Here is a 20,915-nt window from a genome sequence, read left to right as displayed (position 1 = left end):
AGACGAATGGTTCGGAATTTGAAATGGCTCGGTGCCGCGTTCGAGGCGTTCCTCGGCATCCCGGCAATCGGTGGGCTGTTCATCATCAGTATGGGCTACACACCACTCGGGTTCATGCTCGTGTTCCATATCGTCTTGCTCGTCTTATCGGTGTCGCGGCTGAAACGGACTTCAGTCGGGGCCATCGTCGGCATCACGGCGTCTGTGCTCGGGGTCATCCCGCTCATCGGCATGGTGCTACACTGGGCAGCCGCGATTGCGCTCGCGCTCGATGCACTTATGACGACGCACAACGAAGAACGTAAGACAAGTGAAGATGACCGTTATTAATCTGGACGCTCTCGGTGACGAGGGCGTTTTTTCATTGACCAAAACTTCAACTGAAAACGCTATACAAAAGCTGGGATTTGGACGATATAGTAGGTGATGAATTACACAGAGGAGGAACTCATAGTGAAGCTATTCAAAAACTTTACGACCCAACTGCTCGCTTGGATTTTGGTCACATCCTTTATCACGGGCGGAGCGGTCGGCTGGATCACGCTCTTACTGCTCACGGAGCTTGAGATGGCGAAAGGTCAGGTCATGCTCGTCGGGACGGCCGTGGCCTTGCTTATTTCAGGGATTGGTGGCGCCGTCATCTACTTGATCGCCCGTCGTCCGCTCAAAGCCATCGAATTGGCGTCGGACAAGGCGGTCGAAGTCGGAAACGGCGACTTGACGGTCGTGTTCGCGGACGAGACGACGACAGACCGTTCGGAGATGGGACGTCTGCTCCTCTCGATGGACAATATGGTCGGACACCTTCGTGAACAAGGAACGAACATGCGCTACACGGCGGACCAGCTCACCGGTTCGGCTCAAGAGATTGCGGCAGCCGTCCAAGAAGGGAATATCGCCGGCGAGAATATCCGCCAAGCGATGGACGCCTTGAACAAGATGCTTGAAGACAACGTCAACGCGACGTATAGCTCGATGGATTTGCTCGGTGCCGTCGCCCGGACGATGGAAAACATCCGTCAAGAGATGGGCTCGGCGCTTGAATCAGCAAGTGAGATGCAACAAGAAGCAGAGAGCGGTAAAGGCCTCGCCTCGTCGTCAGTCGATGCGATGCATGCGATCGCCGGTAAAGTCGAGCAGTCATCGACGCTCAACAGCAAGTTGACGGAGATGACAGGCGAAATCTCGCGCATTACGGATGTCATCAGCGATATTTCGGCGCAGACGAATTTGCTCGCCTTGAACGCGTCGATTGAAGCGGCACGGGCTGGCGAACATGGACGCGGCTTCGCGGTTGTCGCGGCCGAGGTTAAAAAGCTCGCCGAACAGACGGCGAACTCGACGCAAGAAATCACGGATTTGATTGTCGACGTCAAACGTCTCGTCGGCGACACGTCGTCTTCGATGGCGAACGTGAAAGCGGAAGTGGAGACGGGCGTCGGTCTCGTCGAGAAGGCGGGCGGTGCGTTCGCATCGATCCACAACTCGGCGAACGAAGTGTACAGCCACGTCCATTCGGTCGATGCGCTCTTGGATGAGTCGCGTGGTCAAATCGACTCGGTCGTCACGAACTCGGCCGGCATCGTCGGCATGGTCGAAGAGGCGTCACGCTACGCGACGGAAGTCACGTCAGCGGCCAGCCAACAGGCGGCGAGTCTCGGTGAAGTGAACGGCGCGATGACGGAGCTTGTTCGTGTCGCGGAGAGTTTGCAGAATGAGACGGAGCAAGTGAAGGTAGAAGTGTAAGGAGGAGCGGCCCAGTGATGGGTCGTTTTTCTATGCGATTTAAAAAGAAGTAGTCAAAATGTGTAATTATTTTTGAAAAAGACTAAACAGATGCGAGATGGCTCCGATATAGAGTATGGAAACGATAAAACGTTCCAACTAATACAAGGTGAGGGGCCGGCCTAAGCCTTGTATGCTCGGACAAATGGATTTGGAAGAGCGGAAAAAACTTAAACCTATGGAGGGAAATTACAATGATTATCAACCACAACCTTAACGCTATGAACGCACACCGCAACATGTCAGCAAACACTTCAAACGCTGGGAAAGCAATGGAGAAATTATCTTCAGGCCTTCGCATCAACCGTGCTGGCGATGACGCAGCTGGTCTTGCAATCTCTGAAAAAATGCGTGGACAAATTCGCGGTCTTGATATGGCTTCGAAAAACGCACAAGACGGTATCTCAATGATCCAAACAGCTGAAGGCGCATTGAACGAAACACATTCAATCCTTCAACGTATGCGTGAACTTGCTGTTCAAGCATCGAACGACACGAACGTAACTGTAGACCGTGATGCAATCGGTGACGAGTTGGCTGAACTTGGTAAAGAAATCACACGTATCAAGGACAACACTGAGTTCAACGAACAGACTCTTTTAGACGGTACTGCAGGTAATGCTGGTACAGTTACATTCCAAGTTGGTGCTAACAACGCACAAACTATGACTGTCGACTTCACAACTGCTGGAATCAACTTGACTGATGTTGAAACAGCTGTTGGAACGTTGACTGGAACAAGCGTAGCTGATTCAGCAACTGCTACAGCGTTGATCGATACAATCTCGACTCAAATCGAAACAGTGTCAAAAGGACGTTCACTTTTGGGGGCAACTCAAAACCGTCTCGAGCACACAATCAACAACTTAAGCACATCTGCTGAAAACCTTCAAGCTGCTGAGTCACGCATCCGTGACGTTGACATGGCGAAAGAGATGATGAACTTCACGAAGAACAACATCCTTAACCAAGCTTCACAAGCAATGCTCAGTCAAGCAAACCAACAGCCGCAAGCAGTTCTTCAACTTCTTCGTTAAGATTTATACTATTTCTTAACCAAGAAACACAAGAGTCTAATTGCAAAAATGTCCGTCCCTCGTTCTTTGAGGGACGGACATTTTTAGTATACATAAACAAATTCATTCTCTTTTAAATGATTCTTTTTAATATCTTGCCACTTATAGACGACTGACCAATACGTGCGGTTTAAATGTTGAGATATCGCAGCGTCTGTCATTCCGTTCTGTTTTGCTTGAATGATAAATTCGATTTCTTCCGTTGTGTAGTCATTTTTTGCTTTTGAGGCGATGACGGTCATGTCCGGGTGCTGGTCTCGTTCAAGCTGTAATCGATAGTCCCAATCGAGCTTTTTACGCATTGATGGAATGGCGTAAGCATAAGGGGAGAATTCGTTTAAAAAACGGATTGCTTCTTCTGTCTTCTGGATGCGTAACGTATAAAAATGTCCATCTGAGCGACGGCTTAACACGAATTGATGATGAAATGTTCGATAAATGAATTCACTTAAAACTTCGAGCTCGTCCGGATAAAAGGCTTGTAGATAGAGATAGATATGAGGTGTGATAATGATTTGATTCAGTTTAGAGCGTTTCGATTTCGTCAATGAAAGGCTGCCATCATCTAAATAAAGAGCGAGTAAAAATACGGGGTGCGTGCAATCCTTCAAGAGATGGATTGGGATACGTTTTTCGCGATTCTCATAACATTGTGTCCAGAGCCAAGTGAAAAGTTCATCTCTTCTTGAAAATAACTCTGCGCTCGTTCCAGTGGAGCGAATCTTTATTCCTTCGAAAATTCGCGGAGCGATTGACAATTTCCATTCTCGATACTCCATTTGTTTGACTGAAAAATGCTCGAGGTACTGAAGTCCCTTCCTGGGAACAGTTTTTGACTTTGTTCGAGCGATGGTTCCATCCCCCAATAATGTTCCTAATAGTAGACTTTTTTCAAATACAGTCAGTTCCTCCCAAAGCATGCTATTCTCTCCTTCACACATTGTTAGTTTGACCTCTATTCATTTGATTCCCTTTCTCTTTTATAGTTATGCCGAACACCATTACAGAAAAATGACAAGGGTCTTGAACTTCATCAATTGTTTGAGTACAAGAAGGAGTTCCTATATTGGATGATTGAAAAAGTGTATTAAAGCTTCCATTGCGAATAAGTATTCATTTTCATAAAAACTGAAAATGAGGAGATGGTAAACCGATATAGTAGGTGAGAACAATTATATGAGGAGTAGAAGCTCATGAATCCGATCATTTCTGAAGTCCGGCTTCACTTACCTTCTTCCGTCTTGCCATATGAACAAACAAAAAACGTGTTTGTCGAAGCGAATCAAGAACAGCTTGCTGGTGAAGGGATTGTCATTCTTCCGACGCCACAACACGTAACGAAATTAGAGGCAGCTGTCGAGAAGGCGAATCTTGTGTTAGAGAAACAAAGAACCGGTTTAAAGTTTATGAAACATGAAAAATTAAACGATTATTATATTCAAATTGTGGATACGAATAATGAAGTAATTCGAGAAATTCCAAGCAAGAAATCCTTAGATTTTTTTGCGGCATTCATGGAGTTTAATCAACTTTTTGACGAACGTGTATAAAGGAGGCAAACTATGACAACACCTATCCGATTCGGCGGACTTGCTAGTGGAATTGATACTGATACAATTATTAAACAATTGATGCAAGCAGAGAGAGTCCCCGTTGATAAACTTGAACAGAAAAAACAGACCACCGAATGGAAGCGTGATGCGTACCGTGAAATTAATCGATCACTCATGACACTCCGGAACAGTGCAGTCGATTTGATGTTCAGTCGAAACTTCTATGCAAAAACTTCTAGTTCATCTGATGAGTCACGCGTTTCAGTTGTAGCAGGACCATCGAGCGGTAACACAGCAATTCGTATCGAATCCGTTGGTCAGCTTGCGACAGCTGCAACCCAAGTTGTCGAACCAAAAGACAAAAATGGGAATGCAGTTACAAAGACAACAAAAGTTGCAGATATGAACTTGCAATCGGCTACTCAAGAAGTGACATTATCTACCGTTACAAAGGAATGGACACTCTCGCCAAAACCAAGAGCAGGGACAACAATCACTTTGAAAGATGCAACGAGTAATCCTATTGATGCATCAACCTATACTTACGATGAAGCGACAGGGAAAGTAACGATGAACGATGGGACAGATGTACCTATCGGAGCAACCGCAACCTATACTTCTGGTTATCAAGTGCAAATTCGTTCCGTCAGCGGTGGCGATTTTAAAACCATTCAAGTAGCAGAAGATGCTACTATGGAAAATTTAGTAACTGCTTTAAATGGAAAAGATTCAGGGATTTCCGCATTTTTTGAGCCGGTTTCTGGGAAGTTGTCACTTACTCAAAAACAAACGGGTGAAGAGGCGATTATCGAATTTGATACCACTACCAAAGCTGCTTTCGGGATTGATCCGGCAGCCGTTCCACAAAAAGGAATGAACGCTAATTTTATAGTGAATGGTATTTCCATGACACAAAGCTCGAACACTGTGACAATTGATAATATGACGATAACGTTAAAGTCGCAGTTTACGGCAGGTGAAGGTGCTGTTACTCTCTCGGCGGCAACTGACACACAGAAAGTCTTTGATAATATAAAAGCGTTTGTTGAAAAATATAATGAAACAATCGATCTTATGAATAAAAAAGTAAAAGAAGATCGTTTCCGTTCATTTGCGCCGCTCACGCAAGCACAGCGTGATGAATTGTCAGATGACGAAGTTAAAAAATGGGAAGAAAAAGCGATGAGTGGGATGTTACGAGGTGATACAATTATTCGAGGGGCAATGGACTCGCTCCGGAGTAATTGGTCAAGCACTTCGATCGCGACGAACGACACCGACATGCGCCAATTGTTTCAAATCGGTCTATCAACCGGAGCAGACTTCACAAACGGTGGGAAAATTGAGTTGAACGAAGAAAAGCTCAAAGCCGCTATCGAAAAAGATCCGGACCAAGTGTATCAGTTATTCGCCAATACGGAGAGTGGGTTACTCACACAAGTTCGTGATGCTGCAACTAGCTCACGTTCGTCGATTACTCGGATTGCCGGCGCGGAAGGCTCTGGTGCACCGACGTATTCGATGGGGCGCGAAATGACAGAAATCGATACTCGAATTAGACGGTTAAATGATTTGTTAATCGATAAAGAAAATGCCTATTACCGTCGCTTTGCAGCGATGGAAACGGCCATGAACCAGGCGAACTCACAAGCCGCCTCACTGCAACAGTTCTTAGGCGGAGGCATGTAAGAGGAGGAATTTAAATGGTATCCAACCCATATGCAGCATATCAAAATAGTGCGGTCACGACCGCAAATTCGCAAGAATTGACGCTCATGCTTTATGATGGGGCGCTCAAGTTCATGCGCCTCGCCAAACTCGCCATCGAGCAAGGGAATTCAGATTTGAAGAACACGAACATCCAAAAGACGCAAGCCATCTTCCAAGAGCTTCGTCTGACACTGAATAAAAAAATCGCAGTCTCCGCGAATTTGGATTCGCTCTATGAGTACATGTGGCGCCGTCTCGTCGATGCGAATGTCAAGAACGACACGACGATTCTCGACGAAGTGCTCGATTTCACGACGGAACTCCGCGACACGTGGAAGGAAGCGATGAAACTCGCGAAGCAAGCATGAGACCCATCGATGAGATCATCTTCAAAACACAGCGATTAAAAGATTTACTAGCGAAAGTGCCGGAAGAGCCGACATATGACACGTGGATGGATCAAATCCATGAGTTGCTCGATGACCGCGAGCAGTTGCTTGCGGCGCACGGACCGAACTTGAAGGATGCTGACCAGACGGTGATTCATCAGCTCGTCGATGATAGTCAACAGATCGCGCGTTTGATTGAGGCGGAGCATCAACGGCTCGGGATGACGCTCGGGACGGCGCGACAAGAACGGAAGACGGTCAAGTCGTACGTCGACCCGTACGAAGACGTCGACTCGAACTTCTCAGGATTATTCGATCAACAGACATGAAACAGCTCGAAGGAACGCCTTCGAGCTGTTTTTATTTATGAGGTTTTGATTTGTTGTCGCATTTTCAAAAGGATTCTGGATAGCGTGAACAAAACCAGCCCGCTCATATTAAACTTCAAGTAAACCAATAGGGCATCATGTAACGACGTCACCGGTAGAAAACCACTGAATATGACGAGCGGCAGAATCGTCACATGCATCGTGGCCCAATGAATCAGAATCTGTTTCCAGAACGACCAGCGTCGAACTTCATAGATGATACTCGTCAGACCAAGGAAGAACGCCATCCCGCCATAGACGAGCATATTATGTACACCTTCCATATTTCCATTCCACCACTGAAATGTTGCAAGCACTCCGAATAACGCGAACCACTTCACACCGCGAACGAATCCTGTTTTCAATAACGTCATCTAGATTACCCCCTTATTCATTCGTTATCATCTTTACGACTCAATGATGAAAAAGTTTCATTCCATTTGATAGGGATGCAAAGACGTCTGTTTTCGTTTAAAATCGGGTAAATAACACTGTAACCGTTGCTTCTTTTCTGGAAAGGGGAGGGAAACGAGATGAGTGAGAAAAAGGTAAAGCCTAAGTCATCGAAAAATCGTCGTTACTTCGTCTACGGTCCAGAAGGGGCGTATGATGAATATGTGGAACGTGACCCTAAACTTGAAGCGTACATCGAAGACGATGCGCCAATCGAGGACGGTCCCGATCCATATGAAGAAGAAGAGCTCAAATCACGAGGATAAGTCAGTTGAAGTCAAGGTCCAATCACGGACCTTGACTTTTATTTATTCAGGGTGACGACCCTATACGTTTTCTTACACCGGTCAGGCTAGACAATCTAGTATGCTCATCTTATCAACTACCACTCACACGAAAAAGGAGAGAAATAAGATGAATATGAAACGATATGGATTGATCCTCGCTTTACCTTTAACACTGCTTGTAGGCTGCGGGGAAGCCGATGAACTGAAGACGACAGCGACCGATACGGAGGAAGTTGTAGAGACAGAGAAGAAGGAGGAACCAGCGGCAGACACAAAAGAAGAAGCAGAAGTGCAGGAGAGTGAACTTGGTTCAAACCAAATCTTCATGAAGAACAAGGCGCTAGACATCAAAGAGACGATTGGCTCTGTCAACTTCGCCATCGATAAAGTGCAGACATCTCGACTCACGGTCAACGAAGCGTACCGCGACTCGTTTGACGGACAAGAAGAAGTGACAGTCGTCGCGATGAATGTCATCGTCGAGAATACGATTGACGACACCATCAGTTTTCATCCAAACCAAGCGACGCTCGTGACGAACACGGGCGAACAAGTGTCAGCTGACTTGTGGTTCTCGGATGACGTCGGCGGCGAGTTCCTCGGGAAAGTGAAGAAGGAAGGGAACGTCCTCTTCTTCGTCGAAGCGATGCCAGAAGAGTTAGCGGACGTGAAAGTCGTCATCGACGGACCGTCTGACGCGAACTATCAGTCGATCGGGGAATCCCGTTACGAATATACAATTAACGTCGAGAAATAAAGGAGGGCCGTACCAGGGAACTGGTGCGGCCGTTTTATGTCCAGAGTAATACCCAAAAAATTTAACGTTTACCTCGAATGCCCTTTTAAAAATGGGGAATAAGATTTATATAAGTTGGAAAAGTCTTGAGGTAAAGGAGAGGATTGGATTGAAGTCGTACGGATTCATCTTAGCCATTCCCTTGCTCGTGTTAGTCGGATGTGGAGACACGGAGCCATCATCGACTACTACCGAACCTACCAACCAAAGTGAAAGCGTTCCGTCGACAGACAGCCAAAAAGAGACGACAGAAACAGAAACCGTACAAGGTGAAGAGTTTGAAGTACAGGAAGATGAGATTGGGCGCAGTCAAATTTACATGAAGAATAGTGATTTAGGCATTGAAGAAACGATTGGGCCAATCATCTTTCAAATCGATAAGGTGCAAACGCTGCGTCTAGAAGTCGCTTCTGATTATCGTTTCTTCTTCGATGATCAAAAAGAAGTGACCATCGTTTCGTTCAATGTCATCGTCGAAAATACGAGTGATGAGACTGTCAGCTTTCACCCAAACCAAGCCAGGCTCGTCACGAACACAGGCGAACAGGTTGATGCTGACATCGTCATTTCAGAGGATGTAGGCGGAGAATTTTTAGGAAAAGTGAAGAAAGAGGGCGGCGTGCTGTTCCATGTCGAGTCGATGCCTGAAGAACTGACCGAAGTCCGCTTTGTTGTGGAGGGACCTTATAATGATCAGTTCCATAAAATTGCCGAGGAGCGATATGAATACACGATTGACGTCACCAAATAAAGAGAACGCGCATCTCCGTGATGCGCGTTCTCTTATTGTCGTTGATGCGGCAACGGAATCGTCAACACGTTCCAGTTCTCGCCGGCAAATATTTTCGCGAGATAGACAATCTGTCCAACGTGATAGCTGTAGTGCGACACTTGCTTCTCAATCGCCCAGATGACGCTCTTCTCTTCACCGCGGATGAAGACGGTCTTGCCGAGGTCTTCCGGCGTGAGACTCGAGAGCACGTCGTCCAACAGTTGCCAACGTTCGTCCCATGTCGCCATCAATTCGACGCGGGACTGTTGTTGGTCCTCGAACTCGGCGTCACGGTTTCGGTCCGGCTTCTCGCCGTCCGTCGTCAAAAAGTCGGTCCAGCGGGACTTCATGTTGTTCGAGATGTGCTGCACGATGACTGCGAGTGAGAGCGTGTCCTTCGCGAGCATGCGATGCATGTCCTCGTCGTTCACTTGTTTCAACGCGTCTTCGGCAAGCTGTTTCTGTTCCTGGAAAATCGAGCGTACCGTTTCGATATAGCGGGCTTCAAACATGGAATGACCTCCTTTGGATTCCTACTAAGCATACCTCAATCTGAACGTGATAAAAATCATTGAGAAGGAACCGTGCAAGACGCCACCGTGCGATGATCGATTCCTGGGTGCCCTGTTTAGGTTTTGACGGGAGTCATGTCACGTCTAGCTTCTTTCGGTTTTGGGGTTCACCCGTGAAGAGAACCGGCCGCGTTTGTCCGGGAGTGGATGAGCGCGTTTTTTTGTATGCTAAAAGGGAGAGCTGCGGCTCTCCCTTTTAGGCGTTTTCGATTCTAAAGTCTTCCCAGTGTGACCGGGCCTGGGTACGGATTCGCTCCGACACTTCCTTACTGCCGAGCAAGATGCCGTACCAACGCCTCGCGTCCTCATATAGACCGAGCGCGGCCGACAAGTCGGCGATTCGCAGCATGAGCTGATCGTACGGGAGGCCGGTCCGGATTTGATCCGTGTATGCCTCCTGTACCTCGTTGTACTTGTCGAGCGTCCGCTTCATCCATTCCTTCTCGGACGACTCGTCGCCCGTCAAGCGATACATCCAGACGAGGCGCATGCCGAGCATGGCGACGACGGACGGTTTTTGGCCGCTCAATTGGGCTGTCATGACGGCGAACTTGTAGAGCCGGATGACGTGCTCGGCCGAACGGTCGCCCGCGAGCGCATCGGCGTTGACCCGATTGAAGTAACCTGTCTCGAGCGCCTCACGATGTGTCTTCCTCACCTTATCGAACGAATCGTGGAAGACGAGATGACAATGACTGCAGACGGTTGGCTCATAAAAATATGGGTTGGCACCGCCGTAAGTCGTATACCCATCCTTCGCGACTTCCTGCGGCCGGATGTGGCGCGACAGAACGCGCGGCGTCTCGCTTTGTTTCAAACAATACGGACATTTCACTTTTTTCGAAAAGATATGTTCTGCCATATTCTCACCTCACACGTATACGTTGACGAGCAGGCCGCGAATTTCGCCGACTTGATTGAGGAGCGAAAGACGTGATGCTTCGCCCGAGATGACTTGATCGGTCAAGGCAAGTAGCTTCTGGTCGACCTGTTCGACGATCTTATAAATCTTGGCTCGGCCGCGACGGTTGAAGCCGCGTTTGTCCTCGAGGCGGAGTGCCGCGTCAACGGCGTCTTTCATAAAGTCTTTAATGAGTTGCTTATATTCAGCGAGCGATTCGACAGTCTGGCTCTCGGCGAGGAGCTCGCCTTTCTCGTGGATGGCCGCGATTTGGCGTTGGAAGCGCTCATGCTCGCGGTCCTCACGTTTTTGACCGATGACGTTCTGGAACGAGACGCCGGGCTCGGTGTCAGGGCGTTTCGCCTTTCCGGTGCCGTGAAGCGACTGCGTCTCCATGATGCGACGAATGTCCATAGGGATCCGTCCTTCCTTAAGTTAGTTCAATAATTGTAGCACGCCTTGCGGCAATGCGTTCGATTGGGCGATCATCGCCATGCCGGACTGGTTCAAGATGTTGAGGCGGGCGAAGTCCATCATCTCACGTGCCATATCGGCGTCGCGAATCCGTGACTCAGACGCCGTCAAATTCTCGGAACCGATTGTGACGACACTCACGTTCGCCTCCAATCGGTTTTGAATGGCGCCAAGCTTCGAACGTTCGAGTGATACCGCTTTGATGGCGTCGTCGTACTTGGCAATAGCGGTAGTAGCGCCATTCTGGGTCGTCACATCTAGTCCGTCGATTCCGAGCGCGGCGGCACGCATATCGTCGACGTTCAAGACGACGCCTTCACCGCTACCGGCCCCGAGTTGGAAGAAGAGTGTCTCATTGCCGGCGATATAGTCACCGTTCATGATTTTTTTTGAGTTGAACTCGGTCGTCTCGGCGATTCGTGTCACTTCATCCGTGAGCGCAGAAATCTCATCTTGGACGGCCTTCGTGTCGTCCTCGCTCAGCGTCCCGTTGGCGGCTTGAACCGACAGCTCACGCATCCGTTGCAGGAGGGCGTGCGTTTCGCTCATCCCGCCTTCGAGCGTCTGAGTGAGCGAGATGCCGTCAAGCGTGTTGCGTTCGGCCATCGACAGCGAGTCGAGACGGATGCGCATTTTCTCGGAGATGGCGAGCCCGGCCGCGTCGTCAGACGCCTTGTTGATGCGGATCCCGCTCGAGAGGCGGTCCATCGTCTTCTTCATCGTCGCCTGGTTGATCGTGAGCGAGGAGTAGGCTTTGAGCGCCTGTACATTATTGGTAATTTTCATAGCGGTTTCCTCCTGCAGGTACGGGTTTCAGACGAGCGTTCTCGATTGCTTCGGCCCACGTCTGGTCGAGCTCGGTCGCAAGGCCGTGAAGCTCCTCGATTTTGTCCATATCTTGTTCAATCAACGCCTCGAGGCTCGATTTAGCCATATACAAGTAAAGCTCATCGAGTTGAGCCGAGATGATCCCACCGCCGTCGTGGAGACCTTGGTGAAGCTTCGCGAGCAGTTCGCGCGCTTGGCGCAAATGGCGGTTGCGTTCGGCGATGGTCGCCGTCCTGGCGTTTGCATAATGATAGACGAGCGCGTGGAGCATCGCTTGGGTCAGCTCTTCCGGGCTCATTTCGTATAATCGGTTCGATTTCATGATGGATCTCCTTTGATAGTGTCGAGTTCTTCAATCAGTAATAGCACTTCGGCCATGACGTCATACAGTTGGGGCGGAATCGCGTCCCCGAGGTCGAGGTCAAGCAGGTGGCCAAGGAGCGAATGGTCATGCTCGATGGCGACGCCGCGCGCTCTCGCCTCATCTAAGATTTTATCGGCGACGGCACCCGTTCCGCGGGCGACGATGACCGGGGCACGGTCAATCGTCTCGTCATAGCGGACGACGGCGGCCGTCTTGCGTTTCGTCAAATCCATGCGTTGATACATAACAGCCTCCTAGATGCGGAAATCATAGCCGGTCGTCTCGAGCGTCGGGCGCTCGGTCTCCGGTCGGTCGGACTTCGTCAATGGGCGGAACTGGGTCGTCACGCTCTTGTAGCCGATCGCCTCGAGCGTCGTCTCGATCTTGCCGAGCAGGGGACGCGCGAGTGCCTCGACGGTCGGGTCATCGTGTTCGAGCGTGAGCCGGAGATTCCGGTCGATCGCTTCGAGCTTGACGCCGATCTCACCGAGCCGTGGCGTCTCGAGCCGAATATAAAGCACGCTGTTCTCCCAGTCGACTACGTCCCCGGCCTCCCGGTTTTGGATATGGACGTGAATGCCAGTGTCAATCTCTTGGACTTTCGCCGGCAAGGCGAGTATGAGCTGATGGAGCTGCCCACCGTCCAACCGGTTTAACGTCTGTTGGACTTGGAAGAACGAGGCGAGCCGTTGCGCTTCAGGTGTCGCCGCGTCGGGTTTCAATGACAACGTCGACGCCTGGACGCGCTGGGCCGTCTCTTGGATGACGCGGCCCGATAGGTTCGGGTCGACTTTGAACGACGTGACGCGCGGCAGTTCGCCGGCGCGGGTCGCCTGGTGCGGGATATATTCGAGCCGGACGTGGTTCGGCACGTAGCGGAACTCGTTCAAGCTGGCGCGCACTTCTTTGATGAGCGCGGCGCTCTCAGCCGGTTTCGTCGACAGCAGCCCGAGGGCGACGTCGAGCTTCGCCGTCATCGCGACGAGCGCCTTCTCTTGGGTCGCGCTCGTATGTAACAAGGCGTCCGTCTTTTGGATGAGTTGCGTCAAGCGGGTCGATACCGTCTCGAGTGCGGGGCGTGCCTGATGCGGGTTCGTCTCGACGAGGGCGGCGACTTGGCCGAGCTGTTTCGTGACCGTCACTTGTTCGCTTCTAAACGTGTTCGTCACGTTCGCGAGATGTGACGTCACTTCTTTGACGAGCACCGGTCGTCCGAGGACGGGCGGTAACGCCTCGCGCGGTTCGATTCGCGTCGGGCGCGGCTCCGGCAACTCGTTGATGAGCCGGTCGACCGTCTCCGGTGTCGGCGTCAAACGTTCGCTGACGGGACGCGACAGATTGACGTGCTCGATGAACCGTTCTTTCTGCGGGTACGGCGCGTCAGGTGGCGGTGGTTTCATTTGTTGTCTCGCTTCATCTAATGACGCGAGGGCGAGGTCGCGCGCGACATCACGCGGGAGCGTCGGCGCCTCGACCGTCTTCAGCCAGAGGACGGCATCGCGCATGTCGCCTTTAAAGACGGTCTCGAGCAGACGCACCGTGTCCTCGTTCATCGGCAGCCGTCCTGATTGGAGCAAACGGCTGACGGCACTCCGGACCTCGGGCGGGAGCGATGCGAGCAACGCCTGAATCTTCGTATCGAGTTTCACCGGTTGACCGCTCGGCATGTCCGGCGTCTCGGGTTCAGGTTTGACGACGATCGTCGCGATGAGCTGGCCGTCTTGTTCGGCGAGCGTCAGTTGGAACGGGTTCGTCTTCGGGAGCCCGCCCTCGAACGTGACCTCGACGTGCTCGCCATTGATTTTGACGATCCCGGAGTCGGGTCCGGTCTGTTTGACGAGCTCGGCTTTATAGATGCGATTCGTCTGGATGCCGGCTGTGACCGCGACGGCCGCGGTCATGGGGGCTTGGATTTGCATAGTTGTCACCTCGAACAATATATCGACCTCTTTTTCAAAAAGTGAAGCGAAACCGACAGAAAAAAACCTCCCGTCGAATCGACGGAAGGGTCAAGAGTTGAGCGTTGCGCTCTGGTTTAATTGTTGGAACCGAGCGACGAGTTCGCCCGTCGCTTTCAATTGATTGCGGAGGACGTATGAGGTCGCGTTCGTGGTGATCCGGTGACCGTTCTGGGTGACGACCAAACCTTTCGACTCGATCGGGTCACTCGTGATGTCACGGACGTGCGACCAGGCGTACCATTCACATTCAGGGCGCTTCGGGGACATCGTCGGGAAAAAGACGAGACCGGACGTCGGTTCGATGACGACTGGCACTTTGCCTTTGATGCCGGCGACGCGCTTGGCGACGAAGATGCGCTCCTCGATCGAACTGCTGTACTGGCGGCATGAGAGCTGCAGGAGCTGGTAGGGCCGGAGCGGGGTCGTAATCTCGGAACCGTCCTCGAGAATGACGCGCGATTGAGCGGACATCTCATAACAAGGCAGGATGGCCACCGTCCGCTTCGTAATACGGTACTTTTCCTCGGAATGGTAGGGGCGCATATGGCTGCACCGTCCTTTTCGTATTAGATTTTCAGGCTCGGCTCGCCCAAATGGCGTACAAACCTAAATCATCCCTTCCATGATATATCACAAAATATGTAAATTCAATATCTCTATATGAAAAGTAGGGAAATATAATTCCAATGTAAGCCAAAAGATGATTCATTTACAAAAATATGAGAAAGTGTTTGTCACGCTTCCAAGAAGGTGGTAAGATTACCGATAGAGGGAAAGCCTCTGTATTCTTCAATGGTGAAAGGAATGGATTTACACATGGTAGGTAAAGTAAAATGGTTTAACTCAGAAAAAGGTTTTGGATTCATCGAAGTAGAAGGCGGCAAAGACGTATTCGTACACTTCTCTGCAATCCAAACTGACGGCTACAAATCACTTGACGAAGGTCAAGAGGTAGAATTTGAAATCGTTGATGGCGAGCGTGGCCCACAAGCGGCTAACGTTACAAAATTATAATTTCAAGCCGTAAGCCGGTTCCCTCGTGGAGCCGGCTTTTTATTTTTCTTACATAGCGTCCTTCGAATCAAAATCGCGTTTAAGAACGGGCAGAACGGGTAGTTTCTTTTTATACCGCCGATTCAAGTTGAAGACGACGCAATCGGAACAAAATTGTCATTATTTTCTGATGATAACGTTTTCAAACGATTTGAATTCGGGGTATACTATAAATGAGCCACCTGGTTCCACTTTCTTTTCAGAAATGAAGCAGGAGATTCGGTCCAAATCGACGAATCATTGGGTCAAGCGGTTATTTTAAGGAGGAGTTCAGATGATTTATAACATTCGCGGCGAAAACATTGAAGTCACACCAGCTATTCAAGACTATGTCGAGAAAAAGTTGGACAAATTGACTCGGTATTTCACAACTCCTACGGATGCACAGACGGCTTACGTCAACTTGAAAGTGTACAACGAGAAGCAAAAAGTGGAAGTGACGATCCCGATGCCGAACTTGTTGCTCCGTGCTGAGGAAACAAACCTCGACATGTACGCGGCGATCGACCTCGTCGTCGATAAATTGGAACGTCAAATCCGTAAGCACAAAACGAAACTCAACCGTAAATCACGTGCCAAAGATGGCGGTATCGGCGAGTACTTCAAGTCACTCGAAGGTCCTGAGGACGTGGTCGTCTACGACGAGGACGAGGCAGAACTCGAACTCGTGCGGACGAAGCGTTTCACGCTCAAACCGATGGATACGGAAGAAGCGATTCTTCAGATGGACATGCTCGGCCACAGCTTCTTCGTCTTCTCAGACGCAGAAACGGGCAACACGAACGTCGTCTATCGTCGTAAAGACGGGAAATACGGCTTGATCGAACCAGAATAATTCAACCTTGAAACCACACGGCCCTCCAACTCGGAGGGCCGTTTCGTTTGGCCTTTCCTTGAAAGCGAGGGTCACTTCGGTTAAACTGTACATTAGGGAAAAAACATGCATTTTTCAGTGAATGCAGAGGAGATAAAGCGTATGGCGAACTTTTTGAAAGATTTATTTGCTCCACAGAAACGAGTATTGAAAAAAGCAGAAAAAGCGGCCGACCTCGTCGAGTCGTTCGCCGAACCGATTAAGGCCTTGTCTGACGAAGCACTTCAGGCGAAGTCGATTGAGTTCCGGGAGCGTTTGGACAAGGGTGAGACGCTTGATGATATCTTGCCAGAAGCGTTTGCGGTCTGTCGCGAGGCGTCTGAGCGTGTGCTCGGCATGCGCCACTACCGCGTCCAACTCATCGGGGGCTACGTGCTCCATAACGGTGACATCGCTGAGATGAAGACCGGGGAAGGGAAGACGCTCGTCGCAACTCTTCCGGTATATTTGAACGCGCTCACGGGCCGCGGCGTCCACGTCGTGACGGTCAACGAATATTTGGCCCGCCGTGACAAAGAACTCATGGAACCGCTCTACTTCGCACTCGGCCTTTCGGTCGGCCTCAACGTGTCGAACATGGACCGTGTCGAGAAGCAGGCGGCTTACAACTGTGACATCACCTATTCGACGAACAACGAGCTCGGTTTCGACTACTTGCGTGACAACATGGTCCTTTATAAAGAAGACCGTGTCCAACGCGAGCTCTACTTCACGATCGTCGATGAAGTCGATTCGATTCTCGTCGATGAAGCCCGGACCCCGCTCATCATCTCGGGTTCGGCTCAAAAATCGACAGAGCTCTACACACGGGCCGATGCCTTCGTCCGCACGCTCAAAATCGAGGACGACTACACGGTCGACGTGAAGACGAAGTCGGTCCTCCTCACGGACAAAGGGGTCGACCTCGCCGAGAAGTTCTTCGGCATCGACAACTTGTTCGCGATCGAGCACGTCTCGGTCAACCACCACGTCGGGCTCGCCCTTCGTGCCAACGCCGTCATGCATCATGACGTCGACTACATGGTCCGTGACGGCCAAGTCATGATCATCGACCAGTTCACCGGTCGGGTCATGGACGGACGCCGCTACTCGGAAGGGTTGCACCAGGCGATCGAAGCGAAAGAAGGCGTCGAGATTCAGCGTGAATCGATGACGCTCGCGACGATCACGTACCAGAACTACTTCCGTATGTATGAGAAGCTGGCCGGGATGACCGGAACGGCGAAGACAGAGGAAGAAGAGTTCCGTAACATTTACAACATGCAAGTCGTGACGATCCCGACGAATAAACCGATCCTTCGGGAAGACCGTTCGGATCTCATTTTCAAATCGATGGACGGCAAGTTCAAAGCCGTCGTCGAAGAAATCATGGCAGCCCACGCGACGGGACAACCGGTCCTCGTCGGGACGGTCGCCGTCGAGACGTCGGAGCATTTGAGTAAGCTTCTCTCGAAGAAGAAAATCAAACACGAAGTCTTGAACGCGAAGAACCACGCCCGTGAGGCCGAAATCGTCGAGAACGCCGGCCAAAAAGGTTCGGTCACGATCGCGACGAACATGGCCGGACGCGGAACCGACATCAAGCTCGGCCAAGGCGTCATCGAGCTCGGCGGATTATATATCGTCGGGACCGAGCGCCACGAGTCACGCCGGATTGACAACCAGCTCCGTGGACGGGCCGGACGACAAGGGGACCCGGGTAAATCCCAGTTCTACTTGTCACTCGAAGATGAGCTCATGCGCCGCTTCGGGACGGACAGCCTCCAGAACATGATGGAGCGCCTCGGCATGGACGACACGCAACCGATCGAGAGCCGTATGGTCTCGAAAGCGGTCGAGTCGGCCCAGAAACGTGTCGAAGGGAACAACTATGACGCTCGGAAACAGCTCCTCGGTTACGATAACGTCATGGCCGACCAACGGAAAGTCATGTACAAAGACCGGGCCAGCATCCTCGAGAACGAATCGGTCACGGACATCGTCCGTTCGATGATTCAAGAGACGGTCGAGACGGGCGTCGCGCAATATACGCCGCTCGAGCTCGTGCCTGAAGAGTGGAACATCGACGAGCTCGCGCACTGGGCCAACCAGACGCTCGCCCTCGAGCAGCCGGTCGAAGGCAAGGACTTCTACGGCAAAGAGCGCGAAGAGATCATCGAGCTCTTGAGCGAACGCACGACCGCGCAGTATGAGGCGAAACGCCAACTCGCGCCGCCGGAACGCTTCAACGAGTTCGAGAAGATCATCGTGCTCCGTGCCGTTGACTCACACTGGATGGCACACATCGACCACATGGACCAACTCCGTCAAGGGATTCACTTGCGTGCCTACGGACAGAACGACCCGCTCCGCGAGTATCAGGCGGAAGGCGTCAACATGTTCGACGCGATGAACGTGGCCATCTCCGAAGAAGTGACCGGCTTCGTGCTCCGTGCCGAAGTCGGCGACAACCTCCGACGCGAGAAAGTCGTCGAGGAGGAAGTGGCGGTGTCTGGCAAGGACGACACGCCGCTCAAGAAAAAGCCGGTCCGTCGTACGGAAGACCAACGGCTCGGGCGCAACGACCCGTGCTGGTGTGGTTCAGGCAAGAAGTTCAAAAACTGCCACGGCAAACAACAGGCTTAATTTTGAAAGAGGCGAGTCCGCTCGCCTCTTTCCTACGGAAAGGTGACCTACACTATGGAAATTTCAGATATTCGCAACGAACTCGAGGCGATGGCGAAACGCCTCGAGAATTATCGCCAATCGCTCAACCTGACAGAGAAGCAGGCCCGCATCGCCGAGCTCGAGAACGAGATGACGTACCCAGACTTCTGGGACAGCCAAGAGAAGGCGCAGAAAGTCATCGACGAGTCGAACGCGCTCAAAGCGATGGTCGACAAATACCAAGAGCTCGCCGATGGGCATGAAGACGGCGAAGTCACGCTCGAACTGATCAAAGAAGAGCCGGACGCCGAGATGCAAGGTGAATTAGGAGAGATGGTCACGGCGCTCAAGGCCGATTTCGACGCGTTCGAACTCGAAATCCTCTTGAACGGACCGTACGACGCCAACAACGCAATCCTCGAGCTTCACCCGGGGGCGGGCGGTACCGAGTCGCAAGACTGGGCCTCGCTCCTGCTTCGGATGTACCAACGCTTCGCGGACAAGCAAGGCTGGAAAGTCGAGACGGTCGACTATCTGCCGGGCGAAGAAGCTGGCGTCAAGTCGGTCACGCTCCGCATCGTCGGGCATAACGCCTACGGCTACTTGAAGGCGGAGAAAGGGATTCACCGTCTCGTCCGCATCTCGCCGTTCGATTCGTCGGGCCGCCGCCATACGTCGTTCGTTTCGTGCGACGTCATGCCGGAATTCAATGACGACATCGAAATCGAAGTGAAGACCGAAGACCTCCGGATCGATACGTACCGCGCGTCAGGCGCCGGCGGTCAGCACATTAACACGACCGACTCGGCCGTCCGGATCACGCACGTGCCGACGGGCGTCGTCGTCTCGTGTCAAGCTGAGCGTTCGCAAATCAAGAACCGCGAAGCAGCGATGAAGATGCTCAAGGCAAAACTGTATCAACGCGAACTCGACGAGCAGCAACGCAAGCTCGATGAGATCCGCGGCGAGAAGACAGACATCGGTTGGGGCAGCCAAATCCGTTCGTACGTCTTCCACCCGTACGCGATGGTCAAGGACCACCGCACGAGTTATGAAGTCGGGAACACGAGCGGCGTCATGGATGGCGACATCATGGGCTTCATCGACGCTTACCTCCGCAAGACAAATATGTGATGCAAGTGGCTCAAGGACTGACGTCTTTGGGCCACGTTGTATGTAGAGGAGAAAACCTTTAATGAAGCAAATCGTCAAAGACTATATCTATTTACTGACCGGGTCCGTCTTCGTCGCCTCGGCGTTCAGCTTGTTCCTATTGCCGAACAACCTCGCCTCGGGCGGCGTCAGCGGGATCTCAATCATCACGTACGAGCTGTTCAACATCTCGCCAGGGGCGTTCCAGCTCGTGTCGAACGTCTTGCTCCTCCTCGTCGGCTGGATGATTCTTGGGCTAGGCTTCGGCGTGAAGTCACTCGTCGGGTCGATTTTTTTACCGGGCGTGATCTTATTTTATGAAGCGATTGACGCGGGTGCGGCCGTCAATGACACATTGCTCGCGGCCATTTTCGGCGGGGCCGGTGTCGGCATCGGTCTCGGGCTCATCTTTCGGGGACGGGCCTCGACCGGTGGGATGGATTTGCTCGCGCAAATCTTACATAAGTTCACCCACATCCCGCTCTACCTCTGTATCGCCATTCTCGACGGGGCGGTCGTCCTCGTCGCTGCTGTCACGTTCTCGTTCACGACGGGACTGTATGCACTGATCGCCCTCTTCATTACGATCAAGATGATCGACTTCGTCCAGCTCGGCTTCACGCAGGACAAGATGGCGTATGTCATCTCAGAGAAACGGGACGTCATCACGCGCGCCGTCTTCGATGAGCTCGACCGGGGCGCGACGGAGATTCAAGCAATCGGGGCGTATTCGCGACTCGAGCGCCCGATGCTCCTCGTCGTCGTCCGCCAGAACGAAGTGAGCCGGCTGAAAGAAATCATTCGCCGCATCGATCCTGATGCGTTCCTCATCTTCAGTGAGGCGCACGAGGTGATGGGGCAAGGGTTCACGTCGGACAAACGCTATATCAACGTTCCCTAA

25 protein-coding genes are annotated in these 20,915 nt (G+C 51.6%); 15 read left to right on the top strand and 10 right to left on the bottom strand.

Features of this window, described 5'->3' with window-relative positions; all coding sequences use genetic code 11:
* Positions 1-6 precede the first annotated feature (6 nt).
* The 3 genes from KNP84_RS02250 (at position 7) to KNP84_RS02240 (ending at position 2,822) form a co-directional block, all read left to right on the top strand.
* Positions 7-330 carry a hypothetical protein gene (locus tag KNP84_RS02250; RefSeq protein ID WP_251131106.1) on the top strand — a complete coding sequence of 108 codons (324 nt, stop codon included), beginning with the start codon at positions 7-9 and terminating at the stop codon, positions 328-330.
* Positions 331-453: 123 nt separating this feature from the next.
* A complete protein-coding gene (locus KNP84_RS02245) occupies positions 454-1,746 on the top strand; it encodes a methyl-accepting chemotaxis protein (protein ID WP_215114126.1) in 1,293 nt (430 codons plus the stop codon).
* A 233-nt stretch (positions 1,747-1,979) separates the two neighbouring features.
* Complete coding sequence (locus KNP84_RS02240) at positions 1,980-2,822, top strand: flagellin (protein ID WP_021066574.1); 843 nt, start codon at positions 1,980-1,982, stop codon at positions 2,820-2,822.
* Positions 2,823-2,905: 83 nt separating this feature from the next.
* Here the strand turns inward: KNP84_RS02240 and KNP84_RS02235 are convergent, their stop codons facing one another.
* On the bottom strand, positions 2,906-3,781 hold the full coding sequence (locus tag KNP84_RS02235) for a hypothetical protein (protein WP_215114125.1): 876 nt from the start codon (positions 3,779-3,781) through the stop codon (positions 2,906-2,908).
* 273 nt (positions 3,782-4,054) lie between these two features.
* Between KNP84_RS02235 and KNP84_RS02230 the strand changes: the two genes are divergently transcribed.
* From KNP84_RS02230 to KNP84_RS02215, 4 genes are read left to right on the top strand one after another with little or no spacing between them, the layout of a single operon-like run.
* Positions 4,055-4,411: a flagellar protein FlaG gene (locus tag KNP84_RS02230; RefSeq protein ID WP_215114124.1), complete on the top strand. Its 357-nt coding sequence runs from the start codon at positions 4,055-4,057 to the stop codon at positions 4,409-4,411.
* Positions 4,412-4,423: 12 nt separating this feature from the next.
* Entirely contained in the window at positions 4,424-6,103 is a 1,680-nt protein-coding gene (fliD, locus tag KNP84_RS02225) for a flagellar filament capping protein FliD (protein ID WP_215114123.1), read from the top strand.
* Between the two features lie 14 nt (positions 6,104-6,117).
* A complete protein-coding gene (fliS, locus tag KNP84_RS02220; RefSeq protein WP_021065398.1) occupies positions 6,118-6,492 on the top strand; it encodes a flagellar export chaperone FliS in 375 nt (124 codons plus the stop codon).
* On the top strand, positions 6,489-6,842 hold the full coding sequence (locus KNP84_RS02215; RefSeq protein WP_215114122.1) for a flagellar protein FliT: 354 nt from the start codon (positions 6,489-6,491) through the stop codon (positions 6,840-6,842). Before fliS ends, KNP84_RS02215 begins: the two co-directional genes overlap by 4 nt.
* 35 nt (positions 6,843-6,877) lie before the next feature.
* Here KNP84_RS02215 and KNP84_RS02210 read toward each other — a convergent pair whose 3' ends face one another.
* On the bottom strand, positions 6,878-7,255 hold the full coding sequence (locus KNP84_RS02210) for a DUF3021 family protein (RefSeq protein WP_215114121.1): 378 nt from the start codon (positions 7,253-7,255) through the stop codon (positions 6,878-6,880).
* Positions 7,256-7,414: 159 nt separating this feature from the next.
* On the opposite strand from KNP84_RS02210, the gene KNP84_RS02205 reads away from it, so the two are divergent.
* The 3 genes from KNP84_RS02205 (at position 7,415) to KNP84_RS02195 (ending at position 9,168) form a co-directional block, all read left to right on the top strand.
* A complete protein-coding gene (locus KNP84_RS02205; protein WP_215114120.1) occupies positions 7,415-7,600 on the top strand; it encodes a hypothetical protein in 186 nt (61 codons plus the stop codon).
* A 148-nt stretch (positions 7,601-7,748) separates the two neighbouring features.
* Entirely contained in the window at positions 7,749-8,378 is a 630-nt protein-coding gene (locus KNP84_RS02200) for a DUF4352 domain-containing protein (protein ID WP_215114119.1), read from the top strand.
* Between the two features lie 91 nt (positions 8,379-8,469).
* Entirely contained in the window at positions 8,470-9,168 is a 699-nt protein-coding gene (locus KNP84_RS02195) for a DUF4352 domain-containing protein (protein ID WP_251131104.1), read from the top strand.
* A gap of 32 nt (positions 9,169-9,200) precedes the next feature.
* Here KNP84_RS02195 and KNP84_RS02190 read toward each other — a convergent pair whose 3' ends face one another.
* The 8 genes from KNP84_RS02190 to KNP84_RS02155 form a co-directional block, all read right to left on the bottom strand.
* On the bottom strand, positions 9,201-9,701 hold the full coding sequence (locus KNP84_RS02190; RefSeq protein ID WP_215114118.1) for a DUF1572 family protein: 501 nt from the start codon (positions 9,699-9,701) through the stop codon (positions 9,201-9,203).
* A gap of 256 nt (positions 9,702-9,957) precedes the next feature.
* A complete protein-coding gene (locus KNP84_RS02185; RefSeq protein ID WP_215114117.1) occupies positions 9,958-10,623 on the bottom strand; it encodes a DUF2225 domain-containing protein in 666 nt (221 codons plus the stop codon).
* Between the two features lie 9 nt (positions 10,624-10,632).
* Positions 10,633-11,076, bottom strand: coding sequence for a YaaR family protein (locus tag KNP84_RS02180; protein WP_215114116.1), 444 nt, complete (start codon positions 11,074-11,076; stop codon positions 10,633-10,635).
* 21 nt (positions 11,077-11,097) lie between these two features.
* Positions 11,098-11,922, bottom strand: coding sequence for a flagellin N-terminal helical domain-containing protein (locus tag KNP84_RS02175; RefSeq protein WP_215114115.1), 825 nt, complete (start codon positions 11,920-11,922; stop codon positions 11,098-11,100).
* Positions 11,906-12,286 carry a flagellar protein FliS gene (locus KNP84_RS02170; RefSeq protein WP_215114114.1) on the bottom strand — a complete coding sequence of 127 codons (381 nt, stop codon included), beginning with the start codon at positions 12,284-12,286 and terminating at the stop codon, positions 11,906-11,908. The genes KNP84_RS02175 and KNP84_RS02170 overlap by 17 nt, the downstream gene beginning before the upstream one ends.
* Positions 12,283-12,573, bottom strand: coding sequence for an EscU/YscU/HrcU family type III secretion system export apparatus switch protein (locus KNP84_RS02165; RefSeq protein WP_021065408.1), 291 nt, complete (start codon positions 12,571-12,573; stop codon positions 12,283-12,285). The genes KNP84_RS02170 and KNP84_RS02165 overlap by 4 nt, the downstream gene beginning before the upstream one ends.
* A gap of 9 nt (positions 12,574-12,582) precedes the next feature.
* Entirely contained in the window at positions 12,583-14,247 is a 1,665-nt protein-coding gene (locus KNP84_RS02160; RefSeq protein WP_251131103.1) for a hypothetical protein, read from the bottom strand.
* Positions 14,248-14,337: 90 nt separating this feature from the next.
* Positions 14,338-14,832: a competence protein ComK gene (locus tag KNP84_RS02155; RefSeq protein ID WP_029595033.1), complete on the bottom strand. Its 495-nt coding sequence runs from the start codon at positions 14,830-14,832 to the stop codon at positions 14,338-14,340.
* Positions 14,833-15,105: 273 nt separating this feature from the next.
* Here KNP84_RS02155 and cspD point away from each other — a divergent pair, with 273 nt between their 5' ends.
* The 5 genes from cspD to KNP84_RS02130 all read left to right on the top strand — a co-directional run bounded on the left by cspD (position 15,106) and on the right by KNP84_RS02130 (position 20,915).
* Positions 15,106-15,303 (top strand): cold-shock protein CspD, encoded by a 198-nt coding sequence (cspD, locus tag KNP84_RS02150; protein ID WP_021065411.1) that lies wholly within the window; start codon positions 15,106-15,108, stop codon positions 15,301-15,303.
* 313 nt (positions 15,304-15,616) lie between these two features.
* The gene (gene hpf, locus KNP84_RS02145) at positions 15,617-16,177 is read left to right on the top strand and encodes a ribosome hibernation-promoting factor, HPF/YfiA family (protein ID WP_021065412.1); all 561 of its coding nucleotides are present in this window, start codon (positions 15,617-15,619) and stop codon (positions 16,175-16,177) included.
* Between the two features lie 141 nt (positions 16,178-16,318).
* Positions 16,319-18,841, top strand: coding sequence for a preprotein translocase subunit SecA (gene secA / locus KNP84_RS02140; protein WP_058764159.1), 2,523 nt, complete (start codon positions 16,319-16,321; stop codon positions 18,839-18,841).
* 54 nt (positions 18,842-18,895) lie between these two features.
* The gene (gene prfB, locus KNP84_RS02135; protein ID WP_021065414.1) at positions 18,896-19,996 is read left to right on the top strand and encodes a peptide chain release factor 2; all 1,101 of its coding nucleotides are present in this window, start codon (positions 18,896-18,898) and stop codon (positions 19,994-19,996) included.
* 61 nt (positions 19,997-20,057) lie between these two features.
* Entirely contained in the window at positions 20,058-20,915 is an 858-nt protein-coding gene (locus KNP84_RS02130; protein WP_021065415.1) for a YitT family protein, read from the top strand.

Origin of the sequence: Exiguobacterium sp. s70 (genome assembly GCF_018618315.1) — a bacterium.
GTDB classification, from domain to species: Bacteria; Bacillota; Bacilli; order Exiguobacteriales; family Exiguobacteriaceae; genus Exiguobacterium; species Exiguobacterium chiriqhucha.
This window is presented reverse-complemented; position numbering and strand designations above follow the sequence as displayed.

Coding starts and splice junctions, on each gene's coding strand:
- KNP84_RS02230 (WP_215114124.1), top strand. CDS start 4,055: ATGAATCCGATCATTTCTGAAGTCCGGCTTCACTTACCTTCTTCCGTC.
- KNP84_RS02130 (WP_021065415.1), top strand. CDS start 20,058: ATGAAGCAAATCGTCAAAGACTATATCTATTTACTGACCGGGTCCGTC.
- KNP84_RS02250 (WP_251131106.1), top strand. CDS start 7: ATGGTTCGGAATTTGAAATGGCTCGGTGCCGCGTTCGAGGCGTTCCTC.
- KNP84_RS02155 (WP_029595033.1), bottom strand. CDS start 14,832: ATGCGCCCCTACCATTCCGAGGAAAAGTACCGTATTACGAAGCGGACG.
- cspD (WP_021065411.1), top strand. CDS start 15,106: ATGGTAGGTAAAGTAAAATGGTTTAACTCAGAAAAAGGTTTTGGATTC.
- KNP84_RS02160 (WP_251131103.1), bottom strand. CDS start 14,247: ATGCAAATCCAAGCCCCCATGACCGCGGCCGTCGCGGTCACAGCCGGC.
- KNP84_RS02205 (WP_215114120.1), top strand. CDS start 7,415: ATGAGTGAGAAAAAGGTAAAGCCTAAGTCATCGAAAAATCGTCGTTAC.
- KNP84_RS02200 (WP_215114119.1), top strand. CDS start 7,749: ATGAATATGAAACGATATGGATTGATCCTCGCTTTACCTTTAACACTG.
- KNP84_RS02190 (WP_215114118.1), bottom strand. CDS start 9,701: ATGTTTGAAGCCCGCTATATCGAAACGGTACGCTCGATTTTCCAGGAA.
- KNP84_RS02180 (WP_215114116.1), bottom strand. CDS start 11,076: ATGGACATTCGTCGCATCATGGAGACGCAGTCGCTTCACGGCACCGGA.
- fliD (WP_215114123.1), top strand. CDS start 4,424: ATGACAACACCTATCCGATTCGGCGGACTTGCTAGTGGAATTGATACT.
- KNP84_RS02170 (WP_215114114.1), bottom strand. CDS start 12,286: ATGAAATCGAACCGATTATACGAAATGAGCCCGGAAGAGCTGACCCAA.
- fliS (WP_021065398.1), top strand. CDS start 6,118: ATGGTATCCAACCCATATGCAGCATATCAAAATAGTGCGGTCACGACC.
- KNP84_RS02185 (WP_215114117.1), bottom strand. CDS start 10,623: ATGGCAGAACATATCTTTTCGAAAAAAGTGAAATGTCCGTATTGTTTG.
- hpf (WP_021065412.1), top strand. CDS start 15,617: ATGATTTATAACATTCGCGGCGAAAACATTGAAGTCACACCAGCTATT.
- KNP84_RS02235 (WP_215114125.1), bottom strand. CDS start 3,781: ATGCTTTGGGAGGAACTGACTGTATTTGAAAAAAGTCTACTATTAGGA.
- KNP84_RS02195 (WP_251131104.1), top strand. CDS start 8,470: ATGGGGAATAAGATTTATATAAGTTGGAAAAGTCTTGAGGTAAAGGAG.
- KNP84_RS02210 (WP_215114121.1), bottom strand. CDS start 7,255: ATGACGTTATTGAAAACAGGATTCGTTCGCGGTGTGAAGTGGTTCGCG.
- KNP84_RS02240 (WP_021066574.1), top strand. CDS start 1,980: ATGATTATCAACCACAACCTTAACGCTATGAACGCACACCGCAACATG.
- KNP84_RS02175 (WP_215114115.1), bottom strand. CDS start 11,922: ATGAAAATTACCAATAATGTACAGGCGCTCAAAGCCTACTCCTCGCTC.
- secA (WP_058764159.1), top strand. CDS start 16,319: ATGGCGAACTTTTTGAAAGATTTATTTGCTCCACAGAAACGAGTATTG.
- KNP84_RS02215 (WP_215114122.1), top strand. CDS start 6,489: ATGAGACCCATCGATGAGATCATCTTCAAAACACAGCGATTAAAAGAT.
- KNP84_RS02165 (WP_021065408.1), bottom strand. CDS start 12,573: ATGTATCAACGCATGGATTTGACGAAACGCAAGACGGCCGCCGTCGTC.
- prfB (WP_021065414.1), top strand. CDS start 18,896: ATGGAAATTTCAGATATTCGCAACGAACTCGAGGCGATGGCGAAACGC.